This window comes from Paenibacillus arenosi, from assembly GCF_014841135.1.
Lineage (GTDB): Bacteria > Bacillota > Bacilli > Paenibacillales > Paenibacillaceae > Paenibacillus_B > Paenibacillus_B arenosi.
The window spans coordinates 94,389-121,222 of sequence record NZ_JACYTN010000012.1 but is presented as its reverse complement, the minus strand read 5'-3'; the positions used below and the strand labels follow the sequence as shown (position 1 = coordinate 121,222).

27 protein-coding genes and 2 pseudogenes are annotated in these 26,834 nt (G+C 40.9%); 21 read left to right on the top strand and 8 right to left on the bottom strand.

Annotation, left to right across the window (positions count from 1 at the left end; translation table 11 throughout):
• Positions 1-163: 163 nt before the first annotated feature.
• Positions 164-1,306: a serine hydrolase domain-containing protein gene (locus IFO66_RS14985; protein WP_225445790.1), complete on the bottom strand. Its 1,143-nt coding sequence runs from the start codon at positions 1,304-1,306 to the stop codon at positions 164-166.
• Positions 1,307-1,503: 197 nt separating this feature from the next.
• Here IFO66_RS14985 and IFO66_RS14980 point away from each other — a divergent pair, with 197 nt between their 5' ends.
• The 6 genes from IFO66_RS14980 to IFO66_RS14955 all read left to right on the top strand — a co-directional run bounded on the left by IFO66_RS14980 (position 1,504) and on the right by IFO66_RS14955 (position 5,966).
• The gene (locus tag IFO66_RS14980) at positions 1,504-1,848 is read left to right on the top strand and encodes a DUF1904 family protein (protein ID WP_192025923.1); all 345 of its coding nucleotides are present in this window, start codon (positions 1,504-1,506) and stop codon (positions 1,846-1,848) included.
• A 54-nt stretch (positions 1,849-1,902) separates the two neighbouring features.
• On the top strand, positions 1,903-2,376 hold the full coding sequence (locus tag IFO66_RS14975) for a GNAT family N-acetyltransferase (protein ID WP_192025938.1): 474 nt from the start codon (positions 1,903-1,905) through the stop codon (positions 2,374-2,376).
• 41 nt (positions 2,377-2,417) lie between these two features.
• The gene (locus IFO66_RS14970; protein ID WP_192025922.1) at positions 2,418-2,924 is read left to right on the top strand and encodes a GNAT family N-acetyltransferase; all 507 of its coding nucleotides are present in this window, start codon (positions 2,418-2,420) and stop codon (positions 2,922-2,924) included.
• Between the two features lie 343 nt (positions 2,925-3,267).
• On the top strand, positions 3,268-4,071 hold the full coding sequence (locus IFO66_RS14965) for a protein phosphatase 2C domain-containing protein (RefSeq protein ID WP_192025921.1): 804 nt from the start codon (positions 3,268-3,270) through the stop codon (positions 4,069-4,071).
• An 86-nt stretch (positions 4,072-4,157) separates the two neighbouring features.
• The gene (locus tag IFO66_RS14960) at positions 4,158-4,928 is read left to right on the top strand and encodes a metallophosphoesterase (RefSeq protein WP_192025920.1); all 771 of its coding nucleotides are present in this window, start codon (positions 4,158-4,160) and stop codon (positions 4,926-4,928) included.
• A 303-nt stretch (positions 4,929-5,231) separates the two neighbouring features.
• Complete coding sequence (locus IFO66_RS14955; RefSeq protein WP_192025919.1) at positions 5,232-5,966, top strand: hypothetical protein; 735 nt, start codon at positions 5,232-5,234, stop codon at positions 5,964-5,966.
• A gap of 78 nt (positions 5,967-6,044) precedes the next feature.
• Here IFO66_RS14955 and IFO66_RS14950 read toward each other — a convergent pair whose 3' ends face one another.
• Positions 6,045-6,791 (bottom strand): MerR family transcriptional regulator, encoded by a 747-nt coding sequence (locus IFO66_RS14950; RefSeq protein ID WP_192025918.1) that lies wholly within the window; start codon positions 6,789-6,791, stop codon positions 6,045-6,047.
• 151 nt (positions 6,792-6,942) lie between these two features.
• Between IFO66_RS14950 and IFO66_RS14945 the strand changes: the two are divergent.
• A pseudogene (locus IFO66_RS14945) lies at positions 6,943-7,068 on the top strand (Virginiamycin B lyase); the annotation flags it as partial.
• An 85-nt stretch (positions 7,069-7,153) separates the two neighbouring features.
• Here IFO66_RS14945 and IFO66_RS14940 read toward each other — a convergent pair.
• Entirely contained in the window at positions 7,154-7,510 is a 357-nt protein-coding gene (locus tag IFO66_RS14940) for a hypothetical protein (protein WP_192025916.1), read from the bottom strand.
• A 221-nt stretch (positions 7,511-7,731) separates the two neighbouring features.
• Here IFO66_RS14940 and IFO66_RS14935 point away from each other — a divergent pair, with 221 nt between their 5' ends.
• The 11 genes and pseudogenes from IFO66_RS14935 to IFO66_RS24370 all read left to right on the top strand — a co-directional run bounded on the left by IFO66_RS14935 (position 7,732) and on the right by IFO66_RS24370 (position 17,111).
• Positions 7,732-8,967, top strand: coding sequence for a phosphatidylinositol-specific phospholipase C (locus IFO66_RS14935; protein ID WP_192025915.1), 1,236 nt, complete (start codon positions 7,732-7,734; stop codon positions 8,965-8,967).
• Between the two features lie 222 nt (positions 8,968-9,189).
• Positions 9,190-9,573 carry a GntR family transcriptional regulator gene (locus tag IFO66_RS14930; RefSeq protein ID WP_192025914.1) on the top strand — a complete coding sequence of 128 codons (384 nt, stop codon included), beginning with the start codon at positions 9,190-9,192 and terminating at the stop codon, positions 9,571-9,573.
• Positions 9,570-10,436, top strand: a complete 867-nt coding sequence (locus IFO66_RS14925) for an ABC transporter ATP-binding protein (RefSeq protein ID WP_192025913.1) — start codon at positions 9,570-9,572, stop codon at positions 10,434-10,436. Before IFO66_RS14930 ends, IFO66_RS14925 begins: the two co-directional genes overlap by 4 nt.
• A complete protein-coding gene (locus IFO66_RS14920; RefSeq protein ID WP_192025912.1) occupies positions 10,429-11,049 on the top strand; it encodes an ABC-2 transporter permease in 621 nt (206 codons plus the stop codon). The genes IFO66_RS14925 and IFO66_RS14920 overlap by 8 nt, the downstream gene beginning before the upstream one ends.
• A gap of 81 nt (positions 11,050-11,130) precedes the next feature.
• Entirely contained in the window at positions 11,131-12,015 is an 885-nt protein-coding gene (locus IFO66_RS14915) for a CPBP family intramembrane glutamic endopeptidase (RefSeq protein ID WP_225445788.1), read from the top strand.
• 98 nt (positions 12,016-12,113) lie between these two features.
• A pseudogene (locus tag IFO66_RS14910) lies at positions 12,114-12,308 on the top strand (YfzA family protein); the annotation flags it as partial.
• A 231-nt stretch (positions 12,309-12,539) separates the two neighbouring features.
• Positions 12,540-12,686 carry a hypothetical protein gene (locus IFO66_RS14905; RefSeq protein WP_192025910.1) on the top strand — a complete coding sequence of 49 codons (147 nt, stop codon included), beginning with the start codon at positions 12,540-12,542 and terminating at the stop codon, positions 12,684-12,686.
• The gene (locus IFO66_RS14900; RefSeq protein WP_192025909.1) at positions 12,683-14,563 is read left to right on the top strand and encodes a M56 family metallopeptidase; all 1,881 of its coding nucleotides are present in this window, start codon (positions 12,683-12,685) and stop codon (positions 14,561-14,563) included. The genes IFO66_RS14905 and IFO66_RS14900 overlap by 4 nt, the downstream gene beginning before the upstream one ends.
• 375 nt (positions 14,564-14,938) lie before the next feature.
• On the top strand, positions 14,939-15,937 hold the full coding sequence (locus IFO66_RS14895) for a hypothetical protein (protein WP_192025908.1): 999 nt from the start codon (positions 14,939-14,941) through the stop codon (positions 15,935-15,937).
• Between the two features lie 28 nt (positions 15,938-15,965).
• A complete protein-coding gene (gene aiiA / locus IFO66_RS14890; protein WP_192025907.1) occupies positions 15,966-16,724 on the top strand; it encodes a quorum-quenching N-acyl homoserine lactonase AiiA in 759 nt (252 codons plus the stop codon).
• A 171-nt stretch (positions 16,725-16,895) separates the two neighbouring features.
• Positions 16,896-17,111, top strand: coding sequence for a cytochrome P450 (locus tag IFO66_RS24370; protein WP_225445787.1), 216 nt, complete (start codon positions 16,896-16,898; stop codon positions 17,109-17,111).
• A 9-nt stretch (positions 17,112-17,120) separates the two neighbouring features.
• On the opposite strand, the gene IFO66_RS14880 is transcribed toward IFO66_RS24370, so the two are convergent.
• Both IFO66_RS14880 and IFO66_RS14875 read right to left on the bottom strand, forming a co-directional pair.
• Positions 17,121-17,855: a response regulator gene (locus IFO66_RS14880; RefSeq protein ID WP_192025905.1), complete on the bottom strand. Its 735-nt coding sequence runs from the start codon at positions 17,853-17,855 to the stop codon at positions 17,121-17,123.
• Between the two features lie 63 nt (positions 17,856-17,918).
• Positions 17,919-19,547 (bottom strand): ATP-binding protein, encoded by a 1,629-nt coding sequence (locus IFO66_RS14875; RefSeq protein ID WP_192025904.1) that lies wholly within the window; start codon positions 19,545-19,547, stop codon positions 17,919-17,921.
• A gap of 84 nt (positions 19,548-19,631) precedes the next feature.
• On the opposite strand from IFO66_RS14875, the gene IFO66_RS14870 reads away from it, so the two are divergent.
• Together IFO66_RS14870 and IFO66_RS14865 are read left to right on the top strand one after the other, a co-directional pair.
• Positions 19,632-20,696 carry a TRAP transporter substrate-binding protein gene (locus tag IFO66_RS14870; RefSeq protein ID WP_192025903.1) on the top strand — a complete coding sequence of 355 codons (1,065 nt, stop codon included), beginning with the start codon at positions 19,632-19,634 and terminating at the stop codon, positions 20,694-20,696.
• Positions 20,697-20,828: 132 nt separating this feature from the next.
• The gene (locus tag IFO66_RS14865) at positions 20,829-22,121 is read left to right on the top strand and encodes a dicarboxylate/amino acid:cation symporter (protein WP_192025902.1); all 1,293 of its coding nucleotides are present in this window, start codon (positions 20,829-20,831) and stop codon (positions 22,119-22,121) included.
• Positions 22,122-22,612: 491 nt separating this feature from the next.
• Here the strand turns inward: IFO66_RS14865 and IFO66_RS14860 are convergent, their stop codons facing one another.
• Positions 22,613-23,998 carry an SMI1/KNR4 family protein gene (locus IFO66_RS14860; RefSeq protein WP_192025901.1) on the bottom strand — a complete coding sequence of 462 codons (1,386 nt, stop codon included), beginning with the start codon at positions 23,996-23,998 and terminating at the stop codon, positions 22,613-22,615.
• A gap of 129 nt (positions 23,999-24,127) precedes the next feature.
• Positions 24,128-24,682, bottom strand: coding sequence for an SMI1/KNR4 family protein (locus tag IFO66_RS14855; RefSeq protein WP_192025900.1), 555 nt, complete (start codon positions 24,680-24,682; stop codon positions 24,128-24,130).
• Between the two features lie 242 nt (positions 24,683-24,924).
• Here IFO66_RS14855 and IFO66_RS14850 point away from each other — a divergent pair, with 242 nt between their 5' ends.
• Entirely contained in the window at positions 24,925-25,470 is a 546-nt protein-coding gene (locus tag IFO66_RS14850) for a GNAT family N-acetyltransferase (RefSeq protein WP_192025899.1), read from the top strand.
• 131 nt (positions 25,471-25,601) lie between these two features.
• Here the strand turns inward: IFO66_RS14850 and IFO66_RS14845 are convergent, their stop codons facing one another.
• Entirely contained in the window at positions 25,602-26,579 is a 978-nt protein-coding gene (locus IFO66_RS14845) for a chitinase (protein WP_225445786.1), read from the bottom strand.
• Positions 26,580-26,834: the final 255 nt, after the last annotated feature.

Genomic DNA, 26,834 nt, shown 5'->3' with positions numbered 1-26,834 from the left:
AAGGGCTGAGAAGTTTACTTACTCGTTATGTAGAACTTTGTTAACCTTTTGGAACCGCCGTATGCGGACCCGCATGTACGGTGGTGTGAGAGGACGGGGGCTAGGCGCCCCCTCCTACTCGATCATTTTCACGTTATCGCCTTACGATGGTCGGCTATATCACTTACGTCAAATGCTCAAGGATCGTACGGTAAGCCGTAACTGCCTCATAGTCATGAATGTTAAATACGGTAGGATCAACTCCAGATTTAACGATAACCGTTCGTTTCTTTTGATTCACGTAAATATGTTGTCCATATATGCCTCGAGCCATAAACTCCGTTCCATCGCTGCCTAGTGGAGTCCACCATTGATATCCATAACCGAAGAAATCATTAGCCGTGCCAGGCATCAAATCCGCTCTGTCAGGTGTAACCGATTCCTTAATCCACTGCTCAGAAATAATTTGGCGGCCATTCCAGTTGCCATTATGCAAATACAATCTTCCGAACTTAGCGTAATCTCGTAGTGTCGCGTTTATGAAGGTGAATGCTATTTCATTGCCATGTAGATCGGTGCTCCAATAAGCATCCTGCTCCATACCGAGCGGTTTCCAAAGCTTTTCTTCTAAGTAAGCAGAAGCATTTTTACCAGTCGTTCTTTCAAGCAGCATCCAAAGCACTTGTGTGTCGACGCTCTTATATTCAAACTGGCCTGGCTCCTGTAATTTTGTCAGCTGCTGTACATATTTAGAGATTGGAACAGCTTTTTCACCGAACACGTCACTCAAAAAGGTGTGGATTTCTGCATCCTTATCCTTGTAGTCTTCATTGAAACGTACACCGGAGGACATTTGTAGCACATCTTTAATACTAGCCCCATCGAAGCCGCTTCCTATAAGCTCAGGTAGGTACGCAGTAACAGGATCATGAATGTCTTTCATAGCCCCTTCATCACATGCAATGCCTACAAGAGCAGAAACGATCGATTTGGCGACTGACATCGACATGGAAGTCGAGTGTTGGTTATAACCGTTATAGTATTGCTCTGTCACAATCGTATCGTCATGAATGACGAGAAACCCTGTAGCAGAAACCTTTTGCAAGTACTCGGCTACGTTACTGCTGCGCCCATCAAATTCATAGTTCATTTCCGTTAATGGGAGTTCTTTCTTTTGAAACAAAAAGGGCTGCTCTGACGAGTGAATATCGTTTTTAGGCATAATCTTGTCCATATTGCGGAAGCTCCATGCGATATGGTCTTCGTGCAGCATCGTCGTTAATTTGCTTAAATCATATGGCTGCTTGGGCTCGTTATTCAATGTCATCGAAACCTCCTGGTGCATAATAACAACGTGAAATCTATACTTTTCATTGTACCTTACGATTAGTGAGTACACAAATTTATAAAAATTCTAGAGCCTGATCAGGACAAATTTTCAAGAATGAGAAATAATTCAGAGATATTAAAGTACGTTAATTAGCTGTATACTAAAAGTAAGTACGTAGAAGGGGAAATGATTGTATGCCATTTTTGAGGTTTAAGGGTTTTGAAAGAGAAGTTATTGAACAAGTATCACCATCTATCATTGAACAGTTTGCCAATATCGTCGACATTCCAAAAGACATTATAAAAATTGAACTTCTTCATGTGGACCAAATAGCGAATTCACCGTTATCGGTTGAAATATATATGTTTCAACGTGAACAAGAAATTCATGATGCCGTTGCTTCTATGATATATGCAAAGCTAAGTGACTATGGATGTCAGCATCCACATATCTTTTATGTAATCTTATCACCCTCTCTTTACTATAAAGAGGGAAAGCCATTGCATGCTTTACCGAAAACATCGTCAATAATGAAATAAGTGCAGTATCATTACACAGACATAAGAAACAAAAGAGGTTCTTAACAAATGAGCATAGAGATCACAAGATTTAAGAGCTCCGACATACAAGAAATGGTTACGCTATTTTATGAGACTGTACATTCTATCAATGCTCAAGATTACTTACAAACTCAATTAGACGTATGGGCGCCTAAAGATGATCAAGCACATAAGGAACAATCGTGGCTAGAATCATTTTTAAACAATATTACCTTTGTTGCTCGATTAAACGGCTTACTGGTTGGTTTTATAGATATGACACAACATGGGTACTTGGACAGAATATATGTGCACAAAGATTTTCAACGGCAAGGAATAGCTTCATTGTTAGTTCATGTGATTGAGACTGAGGCAAAGAAGCTTGCCCTTACAGAACTAACCGTAGATGCAAGTATTACTGCTATGTCCTTTTTCATGAACCGAGGATACCAGTTCGTTCGAAAACAGAATATTGAGCGAAAAGGCGTTACACTAGTAAACTTTAAAATGATAAAACTATTTAGGTAGTTAATTATTTTCTTTACTTACTACACAAGGAGAAATTACACATGAAAGACCAAGAGTTCGATACGATCTTTGAAATAATGCAAGACTCTTTTCCTGAGTGCGAACGGAGAACATATGCCGGGCAAAAGGAATTGCTGAACGATCCCCATTACCGTATCATTTCAAAAGTTAATGACCTGAATCAAGTAGTCGCTTTCTTAGCCGTATGGGAATTTCCCTTGTTTCGTTTTGTCGAACATATTGCTGTCACGACAGCAGGGCGTGGAAGCGGTATCGGTGGAAAGCTAATGAGCGATTATATCGCAGAGTCACAAACACCGATTATATTGGAAGTTGAGCTACCTGATACCGATTTGGCTCAGAGGCGAATAGGCTTTTATGAGCGACTTGGGTTTCACCTCAATTTTTTCGGATATGAACAACCGTCTCTTCAGCGTGGGCAGCCTACTGTTCCGTTAAAAGTAATGAGCTATCCTCGCTTACTTACTGAAGAGGAGTTTGCTCTTTATAAAGATATGTTGTATAGCAAAGTGTATAAGATGGAGTAATGATATCGTTTGGAAGAAGAATTAACAAAGCGGAAAATGGTGTGCCTAGTATCGATTTTATTACATTAACAGAGCTTAATGAAATGTGAATAGTACAAGCTGCCCGTGGTAAAGGGCAGTTTTTTTATTTCCTAGAACTAGAAATTTAACATGAAAGTATATCATTACTTGAATCAAAGTTAATTTTTTGTAAAAAACACATCTCTCGGAAGGAAAAACGATAAGGTGTGAAGAAGTAATTGGGTATTAATCCCTGTTTAGTGAGTTGAAGGGAAATGGTGTATTTGCAAAAGTGGATTTTTATTATGAATGTTGGTCAATAAGAGGTGATAGGTGACTTGATATGAAGATTTTCCATTATAATCAAAAAAATCCATTGAAAAAATGTAGCGAGGATGCCTTTGCTCTAAATGACACGGCTAATATATATGCGGTAATGGATGGAGTTACTCCGTTAGACGCTTACAGAGACAAGAACGGGTACAATGGCGCCTATATCGCAGCTAATTTATTCAAAAGGCGCTTGGAACGAACAGAGGATTTACTCAACCTATATGAAGAAATCAGGGACACCAACCATATGCTTCGACATTGTATGGAGGAAGCAAAAATTGATATGAGCCAAAAGCATCACTTATGGTCAACCTGCGTGGCGGGTGTCCAGATTTGCGGCGATGATGTACATTATGCTCAGTTTGGCGATACGATGATCGTAGCTATTTTTCGAGACGGGCGAATCCAATCATTAACGGAAAATCACGTGATGGGGATAGACAAACGATCAAGAGCGAAGCGGGAGGTGGACAGACTTAACGGTATCTCCGTACAGGACGAACATTATTTCGAAGATCGGAACAATCAGATGTCCTATCACAGGTGGATGGCTAATATACCCGGCGGCTATGGAATTGCAAATGGGATGGAGGAAGCTTGCGAGTATATCCAACGCGGTACATTACCGTCACACAACTTGCACGCGATCCTACTAATAACAGATGGACTATTTCACCCAGAAGAATCGTTAGAAGCAGCATGTAAGATGATTACACAGCTGGGATTCGAACAGTATGCCGATCTAATAGAACTTGAAGAGCGAAAACGTGGGTTGCCTGCAGATGATAGAACGGGCATATTGATCGAATTTTAGTTAAAGGTTACTCATCGATCAATCGCATCTATTGGACACAAGTGTGGTTCGGTTCTTGAATTTGCATGATTAAAGAGGTGATAAATATGAATGTCATTCTCATCACCATATTCGTCGTAACACTCTGCTATTTTGTTTTTATTTTCCCGACTCAATGGCTAAAGGTGGAACGGATACATTACCCATGTGGGCTAGGGATTCGAGCATTACAAATCAGTGACTTACACGTTGAGAAGCTCAGAATTAGTCCCCGAAAGTTAAATCGAATCATCAAAAAGGAAAAACCGAACTATATCTTCATTACAGGTGATTTCACTGAGAAAGCAAAGTATCTACCAAAGGTAAAACGTTATTTTGAAGCGATCGCTTCACATCAAATTCCCTCATATGCGGTACTAGGCAACCACGACCACCGACTGAATACTCAGGAATTACATGTATTAATCAACATTCTTGAAGAGGTGGGCATTACCGTTTTAATGAATAGTTCCTGCGATTTAGATGAATTTCAAATCATCGGTATTGATGATTACTGCAGCAAGAAAAGTAGAATTGACTGCGCTTATGAAAACATTGATCCCCGGAAACCTATACTAGTTCTGACTCATGACCCTAATCTAGTTCTTCATTTGAACAACAATTATAGTTATTTAATGTCTGGGCATTATCACGGCATGCAATTCAACATTCCGTTTCTCTTTACGTTAAGAATCCAAGGGAAATTAGCATCTGAAGGAATTTATAAGGGATTGCATATTGGACAATTCGGACCCTATTACATATCGAAAGGTATAGGTCAAGCAGGTCTAAATGCACGTTTTCTTGTCCGCAGTGAAGTGACCATTCACGAATTGTAGGAAAGGATGATTCTTATCTTACTACCAGTAAACTACCCACCAATTACATCATTTACGAAGCACGCAAATACACTTTCCGTACTTTCTACCAATAATAATTATTTACCATGGTTTTATAGCAACTACATTCAATTATGGTATAGACAAGATATTGAAGTTATGGATTTCTATATGCCCTTTCTCCATACGAACTGCCCACTATTATATACACAACAGATATCTAGAAGTTTCCTTCCTGTTATATATCCAATGGGAATCATTGATTTCCTAATAAATTGCATTAACGAAGGTTATTATATTAGTTTGGTTGTTGATGAGTTCTTTATCCCTCCATCTCCTGAATACAATACAGAACATCACCCTCATGAAATATTCATATATGGTTATGATCAACATAAAAAAATATTCTTCATAGCTGACTTCTTACAAAATAGAAAATATCAATATGATAGTGTTTCATTTCGCGCATTACATGCTGCTTACAGCCATGTTCAAGAAGAAGATGATTATTTGGAATCTATTTTTCTGTATAAAAGAAAAGTAGAGGCAAGGTACGATTTTGATCTGGTTCATGTGCAGAATGGATTGCGCGAGTATTTAGATGGAACGAATTGTTCAAATAAGTTTAGAATGTACATTCCTCCAAAAGAAGAGGGCTGGATATATGGCACTAACATTTATCAAAAATTAAAAGAGTATACAGAATCATTGACAGTAAATCATGGCTGGGGGGATGTAAGGCTCTTTCATGTTCTATATGATCATAAAAAAGCGATGAGCATGCGCTTGGAATACATGCAACAAAACAAGTATGTTGCCGATTCTGAGATGATGCATTACATGAAAATATCAAGCGAAATTGAGCATCAAGCAGTACTCATTCGTAGTTTGATATTGAAATTTAATGTTACAGGTTCACATGCTATGCTCGAGCGCATAATTGGCAAACTCGATCTCATTCATAAAATGGAAAGAAATTATCTCGAAGCCTTGTATAGCTCGCTAACGAATAACGAATTAAAGGAAATTCACAGGTGAAACACCGAAAAAGAAAAGAAACAAAAAAAGACCGCTATATTGCGGTTTTTTTGCGTCTATTTTTCCCATCATACTCGATTAGTCAATTTGTTGCCTGTCCACGGATTGACTTCCACTCAACATTGAAGTTTGTGTCAATTGAGTCAATGGATATAAAAACGATATCCCTCGCATTTGAGATTCGATGATTTGACTGAAATACGCACGAATATTTTCTGCAAGCTGTACAATACGCGGCAAATCGGTATACTCGACTAAGGCAATTGCTTGCTTGAAATGAACCGTTTCTTCTGAATAGACGGAGTTTTGCAGTACTTGCAACAGCCTGATTTTTAGAAGGTGAGATTCGCTGTATTGACGATATCGGTTAGTAGGGGCTCTATCTGGCTTCACATAACCAGCATGCTCCCAGTAACGAATAGCGGTTTTGGAAACCTGTGTCATTTCTGAAACTTCATTTATGGAGAACCAATTGTCGTTATGGACACTCGGACTTTCTTTCATGTACCGTTGAATATCTTCGATCAGTTTTTCCACTTTTGTTTTTTCCTTATACAGAGCGACTTCTTGTTCCCGCACAACCCACAAAGCATCGTACGGCTGCTCTAAATGAAGGAGATTAAGTACTTCTGTAGTCACTTCCATTCCGAAAGCTGGAGCCATTGCTTGAATACATGCCAAATAAGCTTCATGCAGATCTGTATAAACGCGATAGCCATTAGCAGAGCGTTCTGCGGGAGGGATTAGACCTTTAGCTTCGTAATTTCGCAAGGTGCTGGTGCTTATCATGTATTTGGAGGCCAGCTCTTTAGGGCGTATCGTCAATTTGTGTGTCTCTCCCTTTGAAATGTTGCTAAATTAAAGTTGCTTGTAAGGTTTTCGAGAAATGATGCTAATTATCCTGCTTTTTATTCATATGATAGGACAGGAAAAGGAGGCAGCATGTATGAGGATAACGATGCGCAAGTATGAAACCGGAGCTATAACGGAGTTCCTAATTCCTAAACAGAATGCAGAACCGCATGGTCTAGCGATTTGTTCTAAGGGGAATATTTGGTTTGCTGAACAGTGCGATCAAATTGGACGTTTAGTTATCAATTAGGAATATCCAAAACAGCTCCTATAATGGATTGTGATCTGTTAAATCTTTGGATTCACGATCATACGGGTCATACAGGGGATAACATTCAATTCGGTTGCGCTGTAATTTTTACCTCTTCATATTCTGAGATGTTAAAAGGGTCAAGAATATCTATTACTTTCTTTGTTGTTAAATTGACCACTGCTACAAATGATGGATTGATAAAGCAATGTACGCCGGGAGGACAACTAAATTTAAAAGCAACATAGGAAATTCCTAAATTTCCAACGACTTTTAAACATCCATATCCATTGTAAATATATCCTGCTTTGAATTTTTCAATAAGCTTTTCCCTTACTGACTGATTCGTTAATGCGATAGCGGTTGCGACCGTACATGGGTCTAGCGAAAATGCCGCACTATTAATAAATGCATCAAACTGTGTATGCAGTTCATTTGTCATGATACCCCTCCATTGTCAATCAGTTCATTTCGACGATGAAACATATCTATGCATCTGCCTAGAGAAAGGTGTGAGGTGTATGTTGCCCCTGCCGTGTAGGAAATTAAAACTTCCAAATTTGAGTAGCTAATGGATTGCTATAGCATGGTTCCTGAAGCGATATCATATAATTCTTCCTGAGAGACTCTCATAGCCTTATTAAGGGTATACAAAGGAGGAGAATGATGGCATCTATTCGCACGGACTTGAAATTAACCAATAATACTCCGTTACAAATGGTACGAATTTGGGTGACGGACACCGATAATTATGACTGGGATGGGGGCTCACGGCCTGATCATAATTTTCAAAATGTAAGTCTTACGGCCTACAACAGCCGTGAAGAACGTGAAGAACTTAACTATTGGGCAAGTTCAGCTTGGTATACCCTTCATATGCAATTTCAAAATGGCGATACCATTTCATATCGAAATGATCAATACGATGCTCGCCATGATCATAAGCGAAAAATTACACTACATGGTGAAAACGCAGGCAAATACATTGCGACGCAAGTTTCCGGAGATAACTGGAACAAGATTACGATATCACTTCGCATGCCAACTAGCGACTGGATGGACAAAATTGCGGGAAATTCAAAGTTGTCCGAGCTTAATCTCCCTGGCACGCATGATACTTGCGCCTTATATGGTGGAGACTTGGCCATTTGTCAGACGCAGACGCTTCAAGAGCAGCTGGAATCTGGTATTCGATTCATAGATATACGATGTCGCCATATTGAGAATCGATTTGCGATTCACCACGGTATTATGTTCCAGCATTTAATGTTCGGCGGAGGAGTCAGAGATGTATGTCTGAAATTTTTAGAAGATCATCCACGAGAGACGATTATTATGTCAGTCAAACATGAATACGACGATGCGGATGACACGAGAAGCTTTGAAGATACGTTCCGATGGTATCTGGAAGGCAATGAATCAATGTGGTATTTAGGTGAAACCATCCCAACATTGGATGAGGTACGGGGGAAAATTGTTCTGCTTCGCCGTTTTAAGTCCAATCTTTCACTAGGTATAGACGCAACGGCATGGAAAGATGATGCAACGTTCTCGATTGAGAGCTCTTATGCTGTCCTTCGGATTCAAGATGAATACAAAGTACCAACCGTATTTAATATCGGTAACAAGTGGGACCATGTCAAATCACTTTTGGATCGTGCTGTAGATGGAGCACAAACAGATTGGTATCTCAATTTTACATCTGGTACATCCGCTGGTGCCTATCCTTATACGGTTGCAGAAGGTAGCCTTGGTATAGAAGGTCTTAATTCCCATATGTACAGTTACTTGGATCATATAACGACGAAGAGATTAGGTACGATAATTATGGATTTCCCGAACAAGCCGATCCCAAGCTTAGTGGAGAGAATCATTGCGACTAATAAATTTTCAGTCTAACTGTCTCTTGAACGAATCAGAATATCTCCTCTAAAAGCCGCCGTTAGGCGGTTTTTTTCATTGTGCACGAATCGAGTTGATATTTTCAATTGAGGATAGAACATTAGGCGCAATACTTAAATTTTATTTGTACATCCATTCATATGTTGACGTATAAGTGAATAGTGTATATATTGTGTATATACGGTAGTTTATCGATTAACTTAAACCAGGTGGTAGAACATGAACATTATTATTTCAAATGCATCAGGCGATCCGATTTACATGCAAATTTTGAACCAGATCAGACAAAGTATTTTAAGTGGTGAATTGCAAGCCGGTGATAGCCTTCCGTCGATTAGACAGTTGGCTAAAGATTTGCAAGTAAGTGTGATTACAACGAAGCGTGCCTATGAAGAGTTGGAGAAAGAGCAGCTTATCGATTCCGTGGTAGGAAAAGGTTGTTTCGTATCAGGAGCCAACAAAGACTTTATTCGGGAGCAGCGGATGAAACGACTAGAAGAGAAGCTATTGGAAGTCATCCAAGACAGCAAAGAATTAAGCATGAGTCAGCAAGATGTAATGGAGCATCTGACACTATTGTTTGAGGAGGATCAGACATCATGAATGCAATCGAACTACGTAATCTAACGAAAATATACCCTCAATTTACGGTTAATAATGTATCTTTGGATGTGAAGCGAGGGTATATTACCGGGCTTATTGGTCCGAATGGTGTAGGTAAGAGTACCTTGATCAAGATGATGCTTGGAATGGTTCGCCCTGATACCGGCAGTATCAAAATACTTGGGTGTGATATGCCTAGGCAGGAGATAGATATTAAGCAGCGGGTCGGTATTGTGTCGGATGATTGTTTTTATTATGAAGATGTTTCGATTCGTGATATGAAGCGTATAATCGCTCCGTTCTATAAGAAATGGAATGAACAAAAGTTTAACAGTTATTTGGAACAATTCGAGTTGTCGCCCAAGAAGAAGATTGGACAATTGTCCAAAGGGATGAAGATTAAGTTTGCTCTTGCCGTTGCTCTATCTCATGAGGCGGAGCTGCTCATTATGGATGAGCCCACCTCTGGGCTTGATCCTGTGTTTAGAAGGGAATTGCTTGATCTGCTTGCGGAGATGATGCAGGACGAGCGAAATACAATTATTTTCTCAACCCATATTACAACCGATTTGGATCGTATTGCTGATTATATTAGTTTCGTTAACCGTGGTCAGCTTGTATTTAGTGAAGCGAAAGATGAAGTTCTTGATAGGTACGCAATTGTGAAAGGAGATAGGCAACTGCTTGATTCGGACATTCGAAAGAAGTTTACGGGGGTGCGTGAGACTGCTTTTGGGTTTGAGGGGTTAGTGGAGAATAGGCATGAGGCCGAACAATTATTTGGCAATTACGCTGTATTTGAGAAAGCATCCTTAGAAGACATTATCTACTACAACGCCAAGGGAGGCCGCGCTCATGCTTAATCTGCTTCGTAAAGACTTCATAGCCGCAAAGATGTCTTTAGGTATGAGTATCTTAATTTTTTCTATATTTTGTATCTTCTTTATGAAAAAAGAGATGTCTATGCATCTTGTCGGTATCATTACCGCCTTCGCCACAATTAGCAGCCTTACACTTAACGATACTAAAAATCATAATCATCTTTTTCTAGTTACATTACCTGTCAGTCGCAAGCATATTGTGCAAGCCAAATATGTGATATCTCTCCTTACTATATTTGTTGCCGTACTTGCTTCTTACGGAGTTCACTCGTTTGTAAAAATAGCCGTTCCAGGGTACATCACCGTAGGTTATAGCATGATAGACATTTTGGTCCCTATCGCCATTATGCTTGTTCTAACTTCTATTTACCTGCCGTTCTTTTACATGCTCAGTGAGAAAGGAGCGCCTGTTTTAAATGTTATATTCTTTTTCATTTTTCTTATAATGGCGGATCCAGTAGCTCAGACTATTCATAAGGCATCTCTAAATGGAATTAATTATCCACTTGTATATGGAACCCTATTCAGCACCTTATTATTGTTTATTGCATCTTGTTATGTAACGGTATATCTGTTTACGAAGAAGGACTTATAAAATAGAAGTAGATGCTGTTGCAAGGCTAAAGATAAATATGAAGGTAACTGTACAGTTAATGAGCAAAGGAGAGTTTTTCATATGAAAATGAAAACCATGCAATGGATAAGATTCATGTTTGCTGGGTGGGCAACCGTAGTACTAGGATTGTTCCTCGCTACTTGTTCAGCTGAAGTAGCTGAACAAGTGTTTGGGTTGCCCAGAATGGGTCAACAATGGGTTCAAGCTATCGTAATGACTGCTCTTGTTGTTCCAACTATTTTATATTTGTATCGATATGTTTATCGAATAACGGGAGTTAAACCTAAAGTACTGGAATATTCATGGACAAATATGTATCACTTATTTACAGGCATGTTCTTTGCAATAGCGCTCACTGCGGTGGGTTTCATTATACTCAGTGCACAAGGATTAATAGCCAATGTACAATGGCACGCACCTGATCAGTGGTTCGCTGCGCTGTTCATAAATATCATCATCGCTTTCTTATACGAAGCTTTCCCCGAGGAACTAGCTTTGCGGGGACTGTTGTATGATGTGCTGCGTCATCGATTCACGGCATGGCTCGCAGTACCCTTACAAATGTTACTATTTGTCTCTGTTCCTATCTTCGTAACTCAGCTTCAAGTACTCGTTGGAATGGCTCCGGGGAACATCATTAATATGGGTTACGTTATCACGATAATAAGCTTTGGATTCGTTTTGCAGCTGGTTCGTCTATGGAGCGGGAATATATGGGCTTCAATGGGATTTCATATTGCCTATTTAGAAATTATGAGATTTGTTGTAGCAAAAGGGTATGGAGCTTCACCGATCCTGACCTATCATGAATCCGTACCAGGGATTATAATCATCATTCCTGCTGTGGTGATTTTGGGAGGCGGTGTTGCATCCCTCGTTATATTAGGAGTTAAGCATCTCGTACAGAAAAGGAAAATGAAGCGAGATGCTTCTCTTACAAACTAAATTAATGAATATATGATCATAATTAATTATTTAGTTCAGCCTTTAGAGTCGAGTACTAGCGCTTTTTGCTGGACTTTTTCTAAGCATCGTGGCCGCTCAATCTACATGAGGGATCACTATTGGACCGTATATTTCACGACCTTGCTGGTACGAAGTTTTTTACGGAATGGTTTAGTCCTTACACAATGATGGAGTTTAACATTTTTACAGTGTTCTTTATCATTCTATTTCTCCCGTATGCGTGTATAGGTGTCATGAAAGACATCTATTTTAGTAGAAAGAACTCGAATTGAATGATAAAGAAGACCACTGATGATGAAAAATCGGTGGTTTTTTTGTTGCTCTAAAATTGAACAGATGACAGTTGCAAGTGCCTTTTTTATATTTATATGGAGGTCAAAAATGTTTTTGGGAAATAGTTAAGAAAATAATGTAAAAAACATGGTTGACATCTTCAAACTACAGATGTAGTATTTAATTGTAACTACACGTGTAGTGTCATCTTGATTTTGGAGGTTTCATGCATGAAACAATCACTACTTACTGCGGAAGTAGAACATGAAGATTGGCAAGTGTGTAGGGCAAATCCGGATTGCCCACCCAGCGTAGTTGTAGAGCAAGACAACAACAACGGCAGTAACAGGCAGCCAGAAAAGAGCGAGAGCGAATGATGGCTTCCTTGTATGCAAGCGTACTACAGATTTTTGATTGGGTAATTCGTGGATCATTTATGGCCAGTATTCTGGTCGTACTTGTCTTGTTTTTACAATTTTTCTTGAAAAAGAAGCTTGAGGCGAGATGGATGTATCTACTTTGGCTGCCAGTAGCATTACGATTGCTGCTTCCTTGGACTCCCGAATCTTCATTAAGCATTTATAACATTTTGCCTGAAAAGCTCGTCACGCTTGGCATTCAGCAACAAAATCAAGCTCCGTTACTATCGTCAGGAGCGTGGATGCAGTCGGCTGGGAAGGGTGAAATAGCTGTAGAGGAGTCACTATTCAGCAGTCCAGAAAACAGCAAATCACTAGACCAAACATCTTCACTCATTGACCAACGTCCTGCTTCAGCCTTGGCAAATGAAAGTTCACTACGATGGAAGACTAGCGTTGTAACAATTTTATTGCTCATTTGGCTCTCAGGCGTTGTATTATTGGCTGCGAAAACGGGATATGAGCAGACTCGTTTAAAGCAAGCTTTACGCGCAGGTCGTACTATTGAAACGCCACAGTTATTAGCATTATTTCAAGAGACGAAGAATCTTATTGGCGTTACGAAAAAGGTACAGTTTGTAGCTTCCGAACGCATACCTGGACCCGCTGTAGTTGGGTTTTATAAACCAGTGGTGGTTATTTCGCCCCAATTGCTCGTCACGTTGAGGCAAGAGCAATTGCAGTACATACTGGCACATGAATGTGCTCATATTCGGCGCCAGGATGTAGCTGTGAATTGGATATTGCACATCATTCTAATTTTTCATTGGTTTAACCCGTTCATTTGGCTTGCTCTATTCAAAGCAAGACAGGATCAGGAGATGGCTTGCGATGCATACGTCTTGGATCGCTTGAAGCCGCAGCAAAACCATATATATGGGCAAACGATTATCCACGTGCTGGAGCATTTTGCAGGCAATAGGCAGCAGCCAGGTCTTGCAGGGATGTCTTCCACGCATGAACAAATGAAAAGGAGATTACTCATGATTAAACATTTCCATAAAAAATCCTACAGCTTATCCATTTTAGGAATATCAACAATACTAGCACTAAGCAGTGTTTCATTGGTTGATGCAAAGCCAAGTGCAAGCTCGATTAAACAATCGGCCGTGGCGGTGGCTCAGATGGATCAGAAAACAACAGTTATTACGTCTGATTCAGTTTCCAAGAAAGAAAACAAAAGATTAAGTAGAAAAGAATTTGATAAGTTGTATAAAGGAGAGGCGAAAATTACAATTGACGAATTTTATCGACTCTATCAACTACAAGAAAAAAATCCAGATGATATTTATGGCGTGTACATAAATAACAAAAAGACAAATAGTAAAGGCCCAGAAGTGATTTGGTACGGACCCGTTGAGAATTGGTTCCACACGTACGAGTCGTATATGCAAAAGGCTGATACGTTAAAAGGGGAGTTTCTACAACGTCCAACAACACTGCCAGAAGAATATACTTTTGTCGAAGGACAAATTATGGCCAATTTAGATCCAAAATTCAAGAAAGATTTGAGAGAGGAAGCAGCAAAGAATGGCAAAGCAGTACACTCAAAAAAATACACATGGAACACAATGGAAGGTTCGTTGATCAAGTTTATAAATGGGGACAACTATGTGATTTTTAATTTTTACGAAATAGATTCAAAACATAAGGAAAAGCAGAAAGATTATAAATATTACCAAGCTAAAAAAGATGCAACAAATAAAAAACCACAAGAAAACGAGCTTACTTGGTATGGCAAGGATAAGTCATACAGAATCGTTACGAATGCGGATAATCCTTTGACGAAGGAAGAATTGATTATATTGTCAGAAACAATGATTGGTAGAAATTAATTTATTTGAAATTAAGAAAAAGTCCGTTTAGGCGGGCTTTTTTTATTTTGAGTAAGCTGCGTTAGCTATTTTTTATATCCAGAAATTGCTGGACTTTTCATAGGGTTGCGGGTATATTAATGTCACGAAATAAGTCTACGATTTCCCCGATGAACGATTTACCACAACTCCCACATATCATCCACGAAAAGAGGTGAAAGCGGTTACTCACCAGACTTCTTAATTTTGTTATTTTACTTTATTTCATTTACAAGAAGCATTCAGAACATCCGAAAATAATGAAGCCCTGTTTGCATGTCTGCGTTATGCTGGCAGATTGTGTGAAGACCTTTTCTATCTATTTGATGAACAAAAAAAGATTTGGAGGTATGATGTATGAAAAGTATATTTCCCAAAAGAATAGGTACAATGAACATGACCGTTAGGCCCAAGAAAGGTTTGAACCTATTTGTAGTCTTTCTTCTCATATCCACGATGCTACTCCCAATCACAGCAAGTGCCGCTTATTTCAACACCTATACGACTGTCGCAACGCTTGAAAATGCGAACGGTGGGAATTCCGCACAGGCATTTGCCGTAGGTTCTACCTATGCCTATACCGTTAAAGTTGCCAATGGCAATGCCAAGCAGGTCATTTACCGTACGAATATGACCACAGGTGCGACGAATCTTATGACAAACGGTGACACTGGAACGACCTACACGACCAACCTACACCATGCCAACGATATGGTACTTAGCACAATCAACGGTGAACTGTATATGTTTATCATCACGATGAAAGCTGGCAATATGAGTCTTGTAAAACTGAAGTATGTAGGTTCGACGTATTACCAAGTTGGTAACTATACGATCAAACTAAATGGTACGGACAAGGCAATGTCAGGTGTGAAAATCCTCAGCAAAGATGCCAATAACATTACTTTTCTTTTCAAAACAGGACATAATTTTTACAAAGGAACTATTCCGCTAACTGCCAACAGTGGGACGATTAATCTATCATCTGCCTTTAGTATAAATACACAAAATGCACTCGTTAACGGCAGCCCGGTATCAAACATCGGATCCTATGTATTCCAAGGATTCGGTCTTTATAAAGATACAATCTTTGTACCGATGACCTATAAAAATGTCAGCATTGTACTTGTATATCGTAATGTATCAAGTGCTTCGGGTACCATTCAAGCAGATAATAATCTGTCATTCCGTATTACTTCCTCTACGTATCCAGAATTATTTGAAATTGAAGGTGTCGGAGTCGCCCATGGTGATAAGCTCTGGTTTAATACGAATCGAAAAAAGACATCGACAGACCTCTTGCATGACGGTGTGCACTATTTCAATGATTTCAACGCTTCCCAATTCATTCAATAAATTTACGGCATTTATGAGGTGATTTGTAATGATCGAAAAATTGTATTGGCTTCCAGCGGGTAAACTCTCCTCGGATTATTCCGCACTTAATCTAAATGTACCGCCTGGTCAGATGGTGACCATCCCAATTTGGGTTTTTTTACTGGTCACTGAGGACGGTCCGATCCTACTTGACACGGGAATGCCGGAATCCTTTATTAACAACCCTGATTATTTTAAGGGTACTCCCTACGAAGGGCGAATCATTCCGCTGATGGAGCGTGATGATCATATTGTCTCTGTGCTAAAAAAGGTAGGCTACTCACCAAGTGATATGATCGCAGTGATCAATTCGCATCTTCACATGGATCATGCTGGAGGTAACCCTTATTTTCCTGATACCCCGATTTATATTCAACAGAAGGAATGGGAAATAGTTAAACAGGGGATCTCTGCTTATGCGCCTCCAGAATGCTTGCTGCCGAATCTGAACTATACCATTGTGGAAGGTGATACTGAACCGTTTCCAGGATTACAGCTTTTGTCTACGCCTGGACATTCACCTGGGCATCAATCCGTGCTTGTGACAACAAAGAAAACAGGTCCTATTTTATTAACTGTAGATATGGCGTATACGCGAAGCAATTATGAAGAAGGGGCCCCATTTTTTACGTACGATTATAGGCAGGCGAGGCAATCTATTGAGCGAATCAAACAGAAAATGGAGGGGATACAGCCGAGCATCATTTTCTTTGGTCATGATATTGACCAAGGAGCCGTACAGCAGGTATATCCCATATTTTATTAACTTCGGACAGCTATAGTTTGATTTATGTATGGATCTATTCGTATTCAATCTTGTAGAAGAGGTCGTTTTTAGAGGGTACAGTCACTCAATCAATAATGAGTGGCTGTATTTTTTTATGGAAGCAATGCTACCTAATGCTATCGAAGAGCTGCTTCGCTATACGGGCCCATTATGATCCACAGGCGTTTTGCAAGTGAAGACTTAACGATGCATGAGAAGAACCTCCATAAAGGAGAAATGGTTCTATTCTCACTTGCAACTGCGCACCTTGATTCCAAACTGTTTTCCGATCCTGGAAGCTTTGATAGTACCAGAAAAGAAAACGAGCATCTGGCCTTTGGTAAAGGTATTCATCACTGTCAGGGCGTGTCTATTTCACAATCCTGATGTAAGATGTTAAGAGCGTGAGTGTGGTTCGATAGCTGAAACAAGTGCGTAACGATTTACCGGTCTACCAACGCTGCCGTAACGTATATCAAGACGAACAGAGCCTGATTGAACTAAGTAATCTAAATAACGTCGGGCAGTTACTCTCGCCAAACCGACACCGTCCGCTACTTCTTCAGCAGTTAAACATGAACGCTGGTGCTGTAGCAAATGAATGACTTGTCGCATGGTACTTGATTGCAAGCCTTTCGGCAGTACCGCCGCAGCATCTAATACAAAGTCGGAAGTCGTGCTGCGTAAAATCGCATCCAGTTCTGCCTGTGTAACATGACGTTCTTCAAGTAGTGCTTGTCGGTATGCTCGATATTGCTCCAGTGCCGCCGCAATTCGCTCGAACTTAAATGGCTTGATAACGTAGTCGAAGACACCTTTTTGCATAATGTTTTTCACTGTAGGCAAATCTTTAGCCGCTGTCACAACAATAACATCGACAGGAAGTGCTTCAGCTCTGATTTGCCGAAGGGTTTCGACACCATCCTGTACGGGCATGAACATATCAAGAAATACGAGGTCGGGCTCTAAGTCCCGCACCAATTTCAAACCTTCCATACCGTTTCCAGCGATGCCCTCAACACGAAATCCAGTCACATTTTCAACAAACTGGCGGTTCACTTCTTGTACCATCGGATCGTCTTCAATGAGCAAGACACGGTACTCATTTATTTGAGCTTGCTTCTTATTCATGGATTTTGACTCCTTTCACAAGCGCATCATCTTAAATAGTGATACATGGTTATCAATTGCAGATTAGGATGCTCCTTCTTGCATCGGGAAGGTAATAATCATCGATGTTCCGTTTCCAGTAGAGGAGTGACAGACAAGCTCTCCACAGCCTTTTTCAATGATGTTGTCAATTAAGTACAAACCGATGCCGCGCCCGTCGGCAGCTTTGGTGGAAAAACCTTTTTCAAACATATGCTGCTGTGTACATTCATCCATGCCGTTTGCGTTGTCCTCGACCATAATCGACAGCACTTCATCATCTTGTTCTATGCTGATTACCACTTCTTTATGTTCACGTTCAGCCAGTTCCAATGCATCGAAAGCGTTTTCAATTAAGTTTCCGAGCAGCAGCACAAGATCGTGCCGATCCAGCTTCGGTGGAAATTGTGTCAATCCACTGCGCTTGTCTAATTCTACGTGAATACCAAGTTCTTGACCACGCGAAATTTTGCTGAGCAGCAGTCCGCCAATCCCTTCATCTGAAAAGCGTTCTTTAACGAAGGAAAGTAGTTCTTCCTGTCGTTCAGATACCTCGAACAAATAATCAAGTGCTTGTTCATAGTGCTCAAGCTGAATAAGGCCTGCTATCGTATGGAGTTTATTCATATATTCGTGATTTTGGACGCGTAGCGCATCGACAAATGCCTTAACGCCAGTTAATTCTTCCGCCATGTGCGCTAGTTCCGTTCGGTCTTGAAAAATGGCGATCGCACCGACGGTCTGTCCCTGCACAGTAATGGGGATGCGATTGCTCCAAATCACCGCTTTGCGCACGATTAATTCACGATTATATATCGGCTGCTGCAACGTCAAAATTTCTGGCAGCCTCGTATCTGGAATGACATCACGAATGGGCTGGCCAACTGGATTGCCTTCGATATCAAAAATTTGCTTTGCACGCTCATTAAATATCGTGATGCGCTCTTTGTTATCCACCGCGATAACACCTTCGTGCATCGCTTGAAAAGCGGCTGTGCGCTCTAATAAGATACGCGCAATCTCTTGCGGCTCCAAATTGAACATTTGCCGCTTAATATTTCGGGATAGCTGCCACGCCCCAAGCAATCCGAAGAGAAGGGCGAGCATGAGCGTTGCAGCAATGGCCCCGCGCTGCTCCCAAATCATCTGGTTGATGCTCGGCAGCAGCAACCCAGCCATCACCACACCTACTTGATGATGCTGTGTATTCATGATCGGCACATAAGCCCGCAGGGCAGAACCAGCTTCGCCTTTTACTTTAGATAAGTAAGAATGCTCCGCGAACGCAGGCTCCATGTCTTTATCATCCGTAATAGGCTTGCCGATCCGATCCGTGATCGGATGCGAATAGCGAATGCGGTCCATATTGAGCACGACGATATAAGATACTTCATTAATCATTCGGATATTTTCAGTTTCGTAGGCGATGTCTTGTGCTGCCGATACCGGAAGCTGCACCTTTTCTCGGATATGCGGCTGCTCCGCAACGGTTCGCGCTGTCGTCATTAATCGGCGACCAAGCTCATCCTCGGTCATGCGTGTCATAATGCCTACGACGATAATGCCGCCAATTAAGAGTGAGAACGAAGTTAGACCAAATGCGAGTAGCGCAATTTTACCATATACAGGCAAGTTGCGAATATAGCGCAAGTGGCGAATATTGATTTGATGCATGGCTAGTTTCGCTCCCTACCATTTACGTCTTTCTATCATTGTGAAATAATAAATGGAAATAATCAACAGGGAAGGGGCGAAATAATGAGATCTTTCGTCACAATTGGGATTTTTGTACTTGTTGGTCTCATTACTGCTATACTGATCGGATTTCCACTCCATTCGTCGAAACCATTGCCTTATGATGCAGAACAAGCGGGTCTCAAAGATCGTATTGTCATTAAGTTTAGTCATGTTGTTGCTGAAAACACGCCCAAGGGATTGGCGGCAGAACGATTTGCCAAGCTCGTTCACGAGCGATTGAGCGATCGTGTCGAAGTGCAAGTATACCCGAATGGAACCTTATATACAGACAAGCATGAGCTAGACGCTCTTAGTCGAGGGGATATCCAAATGATTGCGCCGTCTTTTTCGAATCTAACCAGTGCATTCCCAAGCTGGAAAGCGTTTGATTTGCCATTTGCTTTTCCTAATCAACAAGCGGTAGATGAAGCGTTACAAGGTGAGATTGGCAAGCAGTTGCTTGGTGAGCTGACCAATGCAAATATGAGAGGTATTTCCTTTTGGAACAACGGTTTTAAGCAGGTAACAAGTGCCCAGCGGCCACTAATTCATCCTGAAGATTTCGCAGGTCAGACGTTCCGCATATTGCCGAGCGAAGTGTTGGAGCAGCAGTTTCATGCATTGGGCGCGGAAGCGGTCATGATGCCCTTCACGGAGGTGTACCACAGCGTTGTGCGCGGCGACGTCGATGGACAGGAAAATACGATTTCAAACATATATAGTAAACGCCTCTATCAAGTACAGCGGTATATGACGATCAGCAATCATGGCTATTTAGGATATGCGGTTATTGTCAACCGCTCGTTCTGGGAGGGGCTTCCTGCTGATATTCGTCACGAGCTGGAACTGGCATTAGCAGAGACGACACAATGGAATAGGAAGCTTGCTCAGCAGCTTAATGACCAGCAGCTTAATGAAATTAAGAAGAGCGGCATGATGACCATTCATCAGCTGACTGTCAAAGAGCGAGACGAGTGGCTAAAGAAATTAGCACCCATTTACGAGCAGGTGGAGCAAGAGATTGGAGCTCCTTTACTGGCGCAAATTAAGTCACTTCGACATAAATATGATACACACAGTCCATAACGATGTGGAAACAGCAAGACCAAAAAGACCAATATGACCACATTATTGAATGGAACCGCTTTCTTGCCTACAATGAGGACACAAATTCACATTCCTTCACATTGTAGAACGTGACAAGAAAGGGTGTTCCTCTTGAGAATCAATTTTAAAAACTTGACGGTTCAAGTAGTTATCGCCATAATTATTGGGATTTTGGTCGGTCATTTCTTCCCAGCCTTTGGTGAAAAGCTCAAAGTGCTCGGAGATGTCTTTATTAAGTTGATTAAAATGGTTATCGCACCAATCGTTTTGTTCACCGTTGTGAATGGTATTGCCAGTATGGGGGATATGAAGAAAGTTGGCCGCATTGGCGGTAAAGCGCTGCTATATTTTGAGATCGTTACAACCATTGCACTAGCGATTGGACTTATCGTAGTCAACGTTATCAAACCAGGTGAAGGGTTTGATACGGCTGCGGTGCAGGGCGATGTAACTACGTATGTACAAAAGGCAGAGGAAGGCAATCAGACCATGATGGAATTCGTCGTTTCTATCGTGCCTGAAAATGTAGTTGCAGCGTTGGCAAGTGGTGACTTGCTGCCGATCTTGTTCTTTGCGGTATTGTTCGGCTTGGCGTTAACCGCTATGGGTGAGAAAGCAAAGCCAGTCATCGACTTGTTTGATCGACTGTCACATGCATTTTTCAATGTCGTCAATATGATTATGAAAGTGTCTCCCATCGCTGCATTTGGTGCAATGGCATACACGATTGGCAAGTTCGGTATAGGCTCTTTAACAAAACTAGGTTTGTTGATGACTTGTGTGTACATTACGATGTTCTTGTTTGTAGTATTTATTTTGGGTGGTATCGCAAGATTGTACGGCTTCCGTCTTTTCAAATTTATTCGCTACATTAAAGATGAAGTATTGCTCGTACTTGGTACATCTTCTTCGGAATCGGCGCTGCCGCGCATGATGGATAAGCTGGAGAAGTATGGCTGTTCGAAGTCCGTTGTTGGTTTAGTTATTCCAACGGGCTACTCCTTTAACTTGGACGGAACATCCATTTACTTATCTATGGCAGCCATTTTTATAGCACAAGCGTACGGTGTTGATCTTAGCGTATGGGAGCAACTTGTATTGCTCGGAATTTTGATGCTGACGTCTAAAGGTGCTGCAGGGGTAACAGGTTCAGGCTTTATTACACTTGCCGCAACGTTGGCGGCGTTCCCGACGATCCCAATTGCTGGCTTAGCCATCTTGATTGGTGTAGATCGCTTTATGTCTGAAGCTCGTTCGATTACAAACTTGATCGGAAACGGCGTCGCTACGATTGTCGTGGCAAAAATGGAGAAAGAGTTTCATCCACCAGCAGAATATGCAGCTGATAGTGACTTTAAAAATCGCGCAGTTATCGCCACTACGCCAGTAACGGAAGCAAAATAGCCAATATCTATAGCCCTCCATTACCAGATTGCAGTGGGATGGGGGGCTATATGCATGCTGGTTCCTATAAAGGTAGTGTGAAACAGACGTACTACTTCCTATATTGTACTCGTACTCTTTCGATGCAATAGTAAACTTATCGATGCTTTGGACAAAAGTGCAGTTACCATAACGAGAGATTATCCATTTTCGATGGATTTGGACAAACGTGCATTTATTTTTCTTGATTATGCAATTGATATCGATAACTAAACCGAAATAACTGCATTTTTGTCAATATTACTCCGAAAAAGGATATTTTCGGAGTAAATAACTGCACATTTGTCACTCGGCTAAGCTAGAAGCTTATAGGAGTAGCGTTCACCATCGTATCCTACGGGATTGTTTATCTAAATCGGATATACTTCATACCGACCTTGTTTGTAGGTGCGTGGAATTCAATCCATTATAATAGCTGTTTTTTCAGTAGCTTTAAATAACTTTAAATAACTTTAAATAACCAGTAGGGTGTTCATCAATTCCGTAGTGAACTGCTCGGTGAACCGAAGACGTCCATTTTCCTGTATAATTCGACCTTCCTTCATGCGCCGTTCTAACCATTCGGTAATCCATCCAGGAGCATAGCCACCTTGCCCAAATTCACCGCCGAAGGCAATCATTCGATCATACATCTTCAAATATTCCTCGCGATTCGTATTCGGATATGACTTTGTATATAACCAAAACTGTACATCATACATCAAATAAGATAATTCATCTGCATGAAAGGAAAAATGTCCTTTTTCTTCAACAACTTTTGTACAAATCGAACGAATTTTCATTTCAATTTGGTCAACCTCTGATACTTGTGAGCACAGCTCCTCCAGCAAGGGTGAAAACTTGCCATGGGCTACTTTGTAAAGATCCTCTGTCTTGTCCTCCTCGGAAGTATCGTATTCCTCTTCGCTTACAAGTCCACAAATAAAAGCTTCAAAATTATCAGCTAAAAATGTAATTTCATATTCGTTTTCCTGATCAACATGAACGACCTCAGGCTCGCCATCTCGCCCGCATGCTCGGTAGTCTAACATGACTACGTCATGTCCTGCTGAAGGGCAGTCGCAAATAACGATGCCGATGTCGGGATAGCCCCATTCCTCGATCATAAACGGACTACCTAACTCTCCGCAAAGGGAATAATTTTTCTCTCGGCCAATGCCCATTATACCTGTAATGGCAATATGATCCTCAGCCCAAGAAGTTGCTTCCTCTGTTGGGAAGCAGGTGTTCTTAGGAATTCCTCCATTTTGCTGTTTCATCAATGCGATGTAAGAGGAGGGGAGCTTATAGCCTAACTCTTCTTCGATTGAATGAATCAGCTCAACAGTCGGAGGATCAGATAGATAAGATTGTTTCGCATATTCACTGTCCTCCCAAAAATCATCTAAGGAAATGTTGGAAAAAGGTATCTTTAATGCTGTTGAAATACTCCATTCGATCGCATGTTTTCTTTTCGCGGCAATTCGCAGCTCTTCTCGCTGTTGTTTTTTCACCTTTTGCAAACTCAATGATAGCAAATATTCGATATTCGGATCACCAGCTTCTAGTTTATCAGCAGAACGCAGAGCCTGAGCCGCGTCCTCAAATCTTTTCAGATGAAATAGGGCAAAGCCTACTCGATAATGCCACAGTGAATCTTGTTGTCCTTCTTCAGCAATTTTATCGAATTGTTGAAGTGCCTCTTCGTAAAGGCCCAAATTATTATAGGCTCTTCCTATTCGACTGAACGCCTCATAATCCCATTCAGTCTCGGGAATGGCTAACAATTTATCCACGATATACTGATGTTTGTCTTCTTCATGCCATTGATTGAATTGCTCAATAAGGGATTGATCCATGGTACCCTCCAACATTGTAATGGTTAAAAAGTTCTCGCTATAAAGCGGTTATTCGGTGCAATATTTCTATTAGCGTAAATCATGCTGTAGATTCTAAACTTGATGAGCATGCCGTGTGAGACTTGGTTTTTAGCCATATCGTATGTATTCGACCGAAATAGTCCCTTTGCACAGTTCCATAAATGATACGGCAATTGGTACAGCATCCTCGTAACCTAAATTTCCTGAGTGAGTGACGAGAATAGGATATTCATCTTGATGCTTGTCTGTTCTCATGTCCCATGCATAATGATGACCACAGCCGTCCATCGCAAATGGTACAGCTCCAGGCATATACTCGGGAAATTCATAGGCAAGCATCATGGATCTTAACTCATCACTGCTAAAAAATTGAAAATGCCGTTCTCCGTTGCTAAATTCGCCCCCATTGGAATAACGCAGCAATTCGATGTAGGCAGCTGGTAATCGTTTGTTCGGAATGTTCCATTTTGCAGGATCAAATGGTTGGTACCGTTGATGTAGGGGATCTGCTACTGGGAAAGGGTTGCGCTGCCTTTCTACTATTTCCTGAATTTCTTGCTCAGATAGAGGTTGATTCCAAGTATTTATAAGCAGTTCTAATTCATGTTCTGACATCTCGGGACACTTGTGGTAACACATTTCGAAAATAGCTTTCCAATCCATGTCGTTGCTCCTCCTATCGGGATAGGGCATGATTTCATTGGCGTTTTTATCAAATAATCGCAATAGGTAAACCTGCATTCAGAGTAATGCTATAAACCAACATATGTATAGGTTTCTATATTATTTTAACGTAAATCGATTGACGATAAAATCCCACTATTATACTATATCAAGAATACTCATTTGTAGGGCACATAATACGATGAGAGTAAGATGTGTAAGCATATGGAGGAGGCAGGACTATGTACAATGAAGAGCACAGAACCATTACAACCGAAAGATTGTTAGTAAGACCGTTTCAATTATCGGATGCACAACGTGTCTCCGAGTTCTGCAACAATTATAATGTTTATAAAAGTACATTGACGCTGCCTTATCCGTATCCGATAGAAAGTGCACAATCATGGATTCAAACACATGAAGACAATTTTCGTCATAATCGATCTTACGAGTTTGCGATCACCGATAAATATACGCATGAGCTTTACGGAGCGATAGGACTAAGTTATAAGCCATTACATAAAAATGGCGAGCTCGGTTATTGGATAGGTGAGGAATATTGGGGGAAGGGCTATGCAACAGAAGCAAGCAAAGCGGTCATTTCGTTTGCTTTTGCAGAAAAGAAATATCACAGAGTATTTGCGAGATTCTTTGCTTCCAATCCTGCCTCTGGACGTGTAATGGAGAAAGTAGGTATGGTGGAAGAAGGTAGGCTTGTACAGCATGTTTATAAAGAAGGTAAGTATGAGGATCTTATTCATTATGGAGTTATCAATACTGGGGTATAAAAACGGTCATACTAGACAAACAAGCTAGTTCATTTACTAGTTGGCAGCCTAAAATTATAAAAGTAAGCTAGTAGAACATGAAAGAGCCCGTAATAAAAATTTGGGCTCTTTCATGTTGCAATTATTTTGAATTAGCAGCTTAAATTTCCGCCAGTGGAGACACCAAGTATATTGGAGAAATTAGTAAAGTAATTGATTCGATTATTCACTTTAGTAGGTTCTTTGCCGCCGCATTCAACAGCACCATTGATTGCTCGAATGGTCTCACCGAAACCCTGATTATTTATTATGGCATTGTGAGCAGTCATCGTTCCTGCGCCTGTTGATGTCGTCCAGAACCACAAGGCTGTTTTCCAGGACACAGCAGGATCTGTGGCAACCAAGTCAGGATTTGTACGAAGCGGGAGTCCTAAAGCAGCGCCAGCTGCGCCATAGTTTCCGTTCCAGCTTAATTGAAGCGGTCCGCGTCCATAGTACTGCTGACCTGGAGCACATGGATAAAGAACATTTGAATTATCGCAGTAGAGCGGCCAATTCGCTGTATTCGACTCTCGTACATATTGTAAAAATCCTGATTCCTGTGCAACGTTGGCTAGGAAGGCAGCGGCTTCCCGTTTTCTAATTTCATCACTTCCCGTTTTTGCAAACTGAGGGAACGAAACCATTGCAGAAACTAAGCCAGTGTACGTATAAAATGAATTACGGTTAGGGAACATTTGATTGAATTGTGCTTCTGATACAACAAATCCCCCCGTATTGCCGTTTCCAGCAGTTGGCGTACAAGATTTGCTAGCACTTTTAGGTGAGGTTGTCACTGGAGTGGTCGTATCATTTTGAGCAGAGACGGTATACGTGTAAGCCGTCCCGTTGGTTAAGCCTGTATCAGACCATGAAGTTGTATTAGTCCATTTATACCAGTTTCCGTTGCGATAAACATCATAACCATTAGCGCCACTTACCGCATTCCAGCTCAGCGTACAAGCTGCATTAGATGCACTGACATTTAGCGTTGGCGTGGGCAGTGCAGCAAATGCGGTAAGGGGAACTACCATTAAAAATCCCATTACAATCGTCAGCATTAATGAAATCTTACTCCACTTTTCTCGCATAACCATTCACTCCCTAATCATTTTTTTGTCCTTTTATAAAAGTCGTGTATTGTCCTATTTTTTGAACATGCGCATCACTCCTGAGCTGTAATTTTTAACCACTTTTCTTACGGATTGTATATTATATCTGGAACCTTAAATGAACCTTAAATATAAATGAAAATACTAATCGAATCGCATTGTAGTATTCATAGAAACAAAACGATACAAGTGTATTTACTCCTTCTACCTAAGTAGGGGAGTTTTTTTGTAATT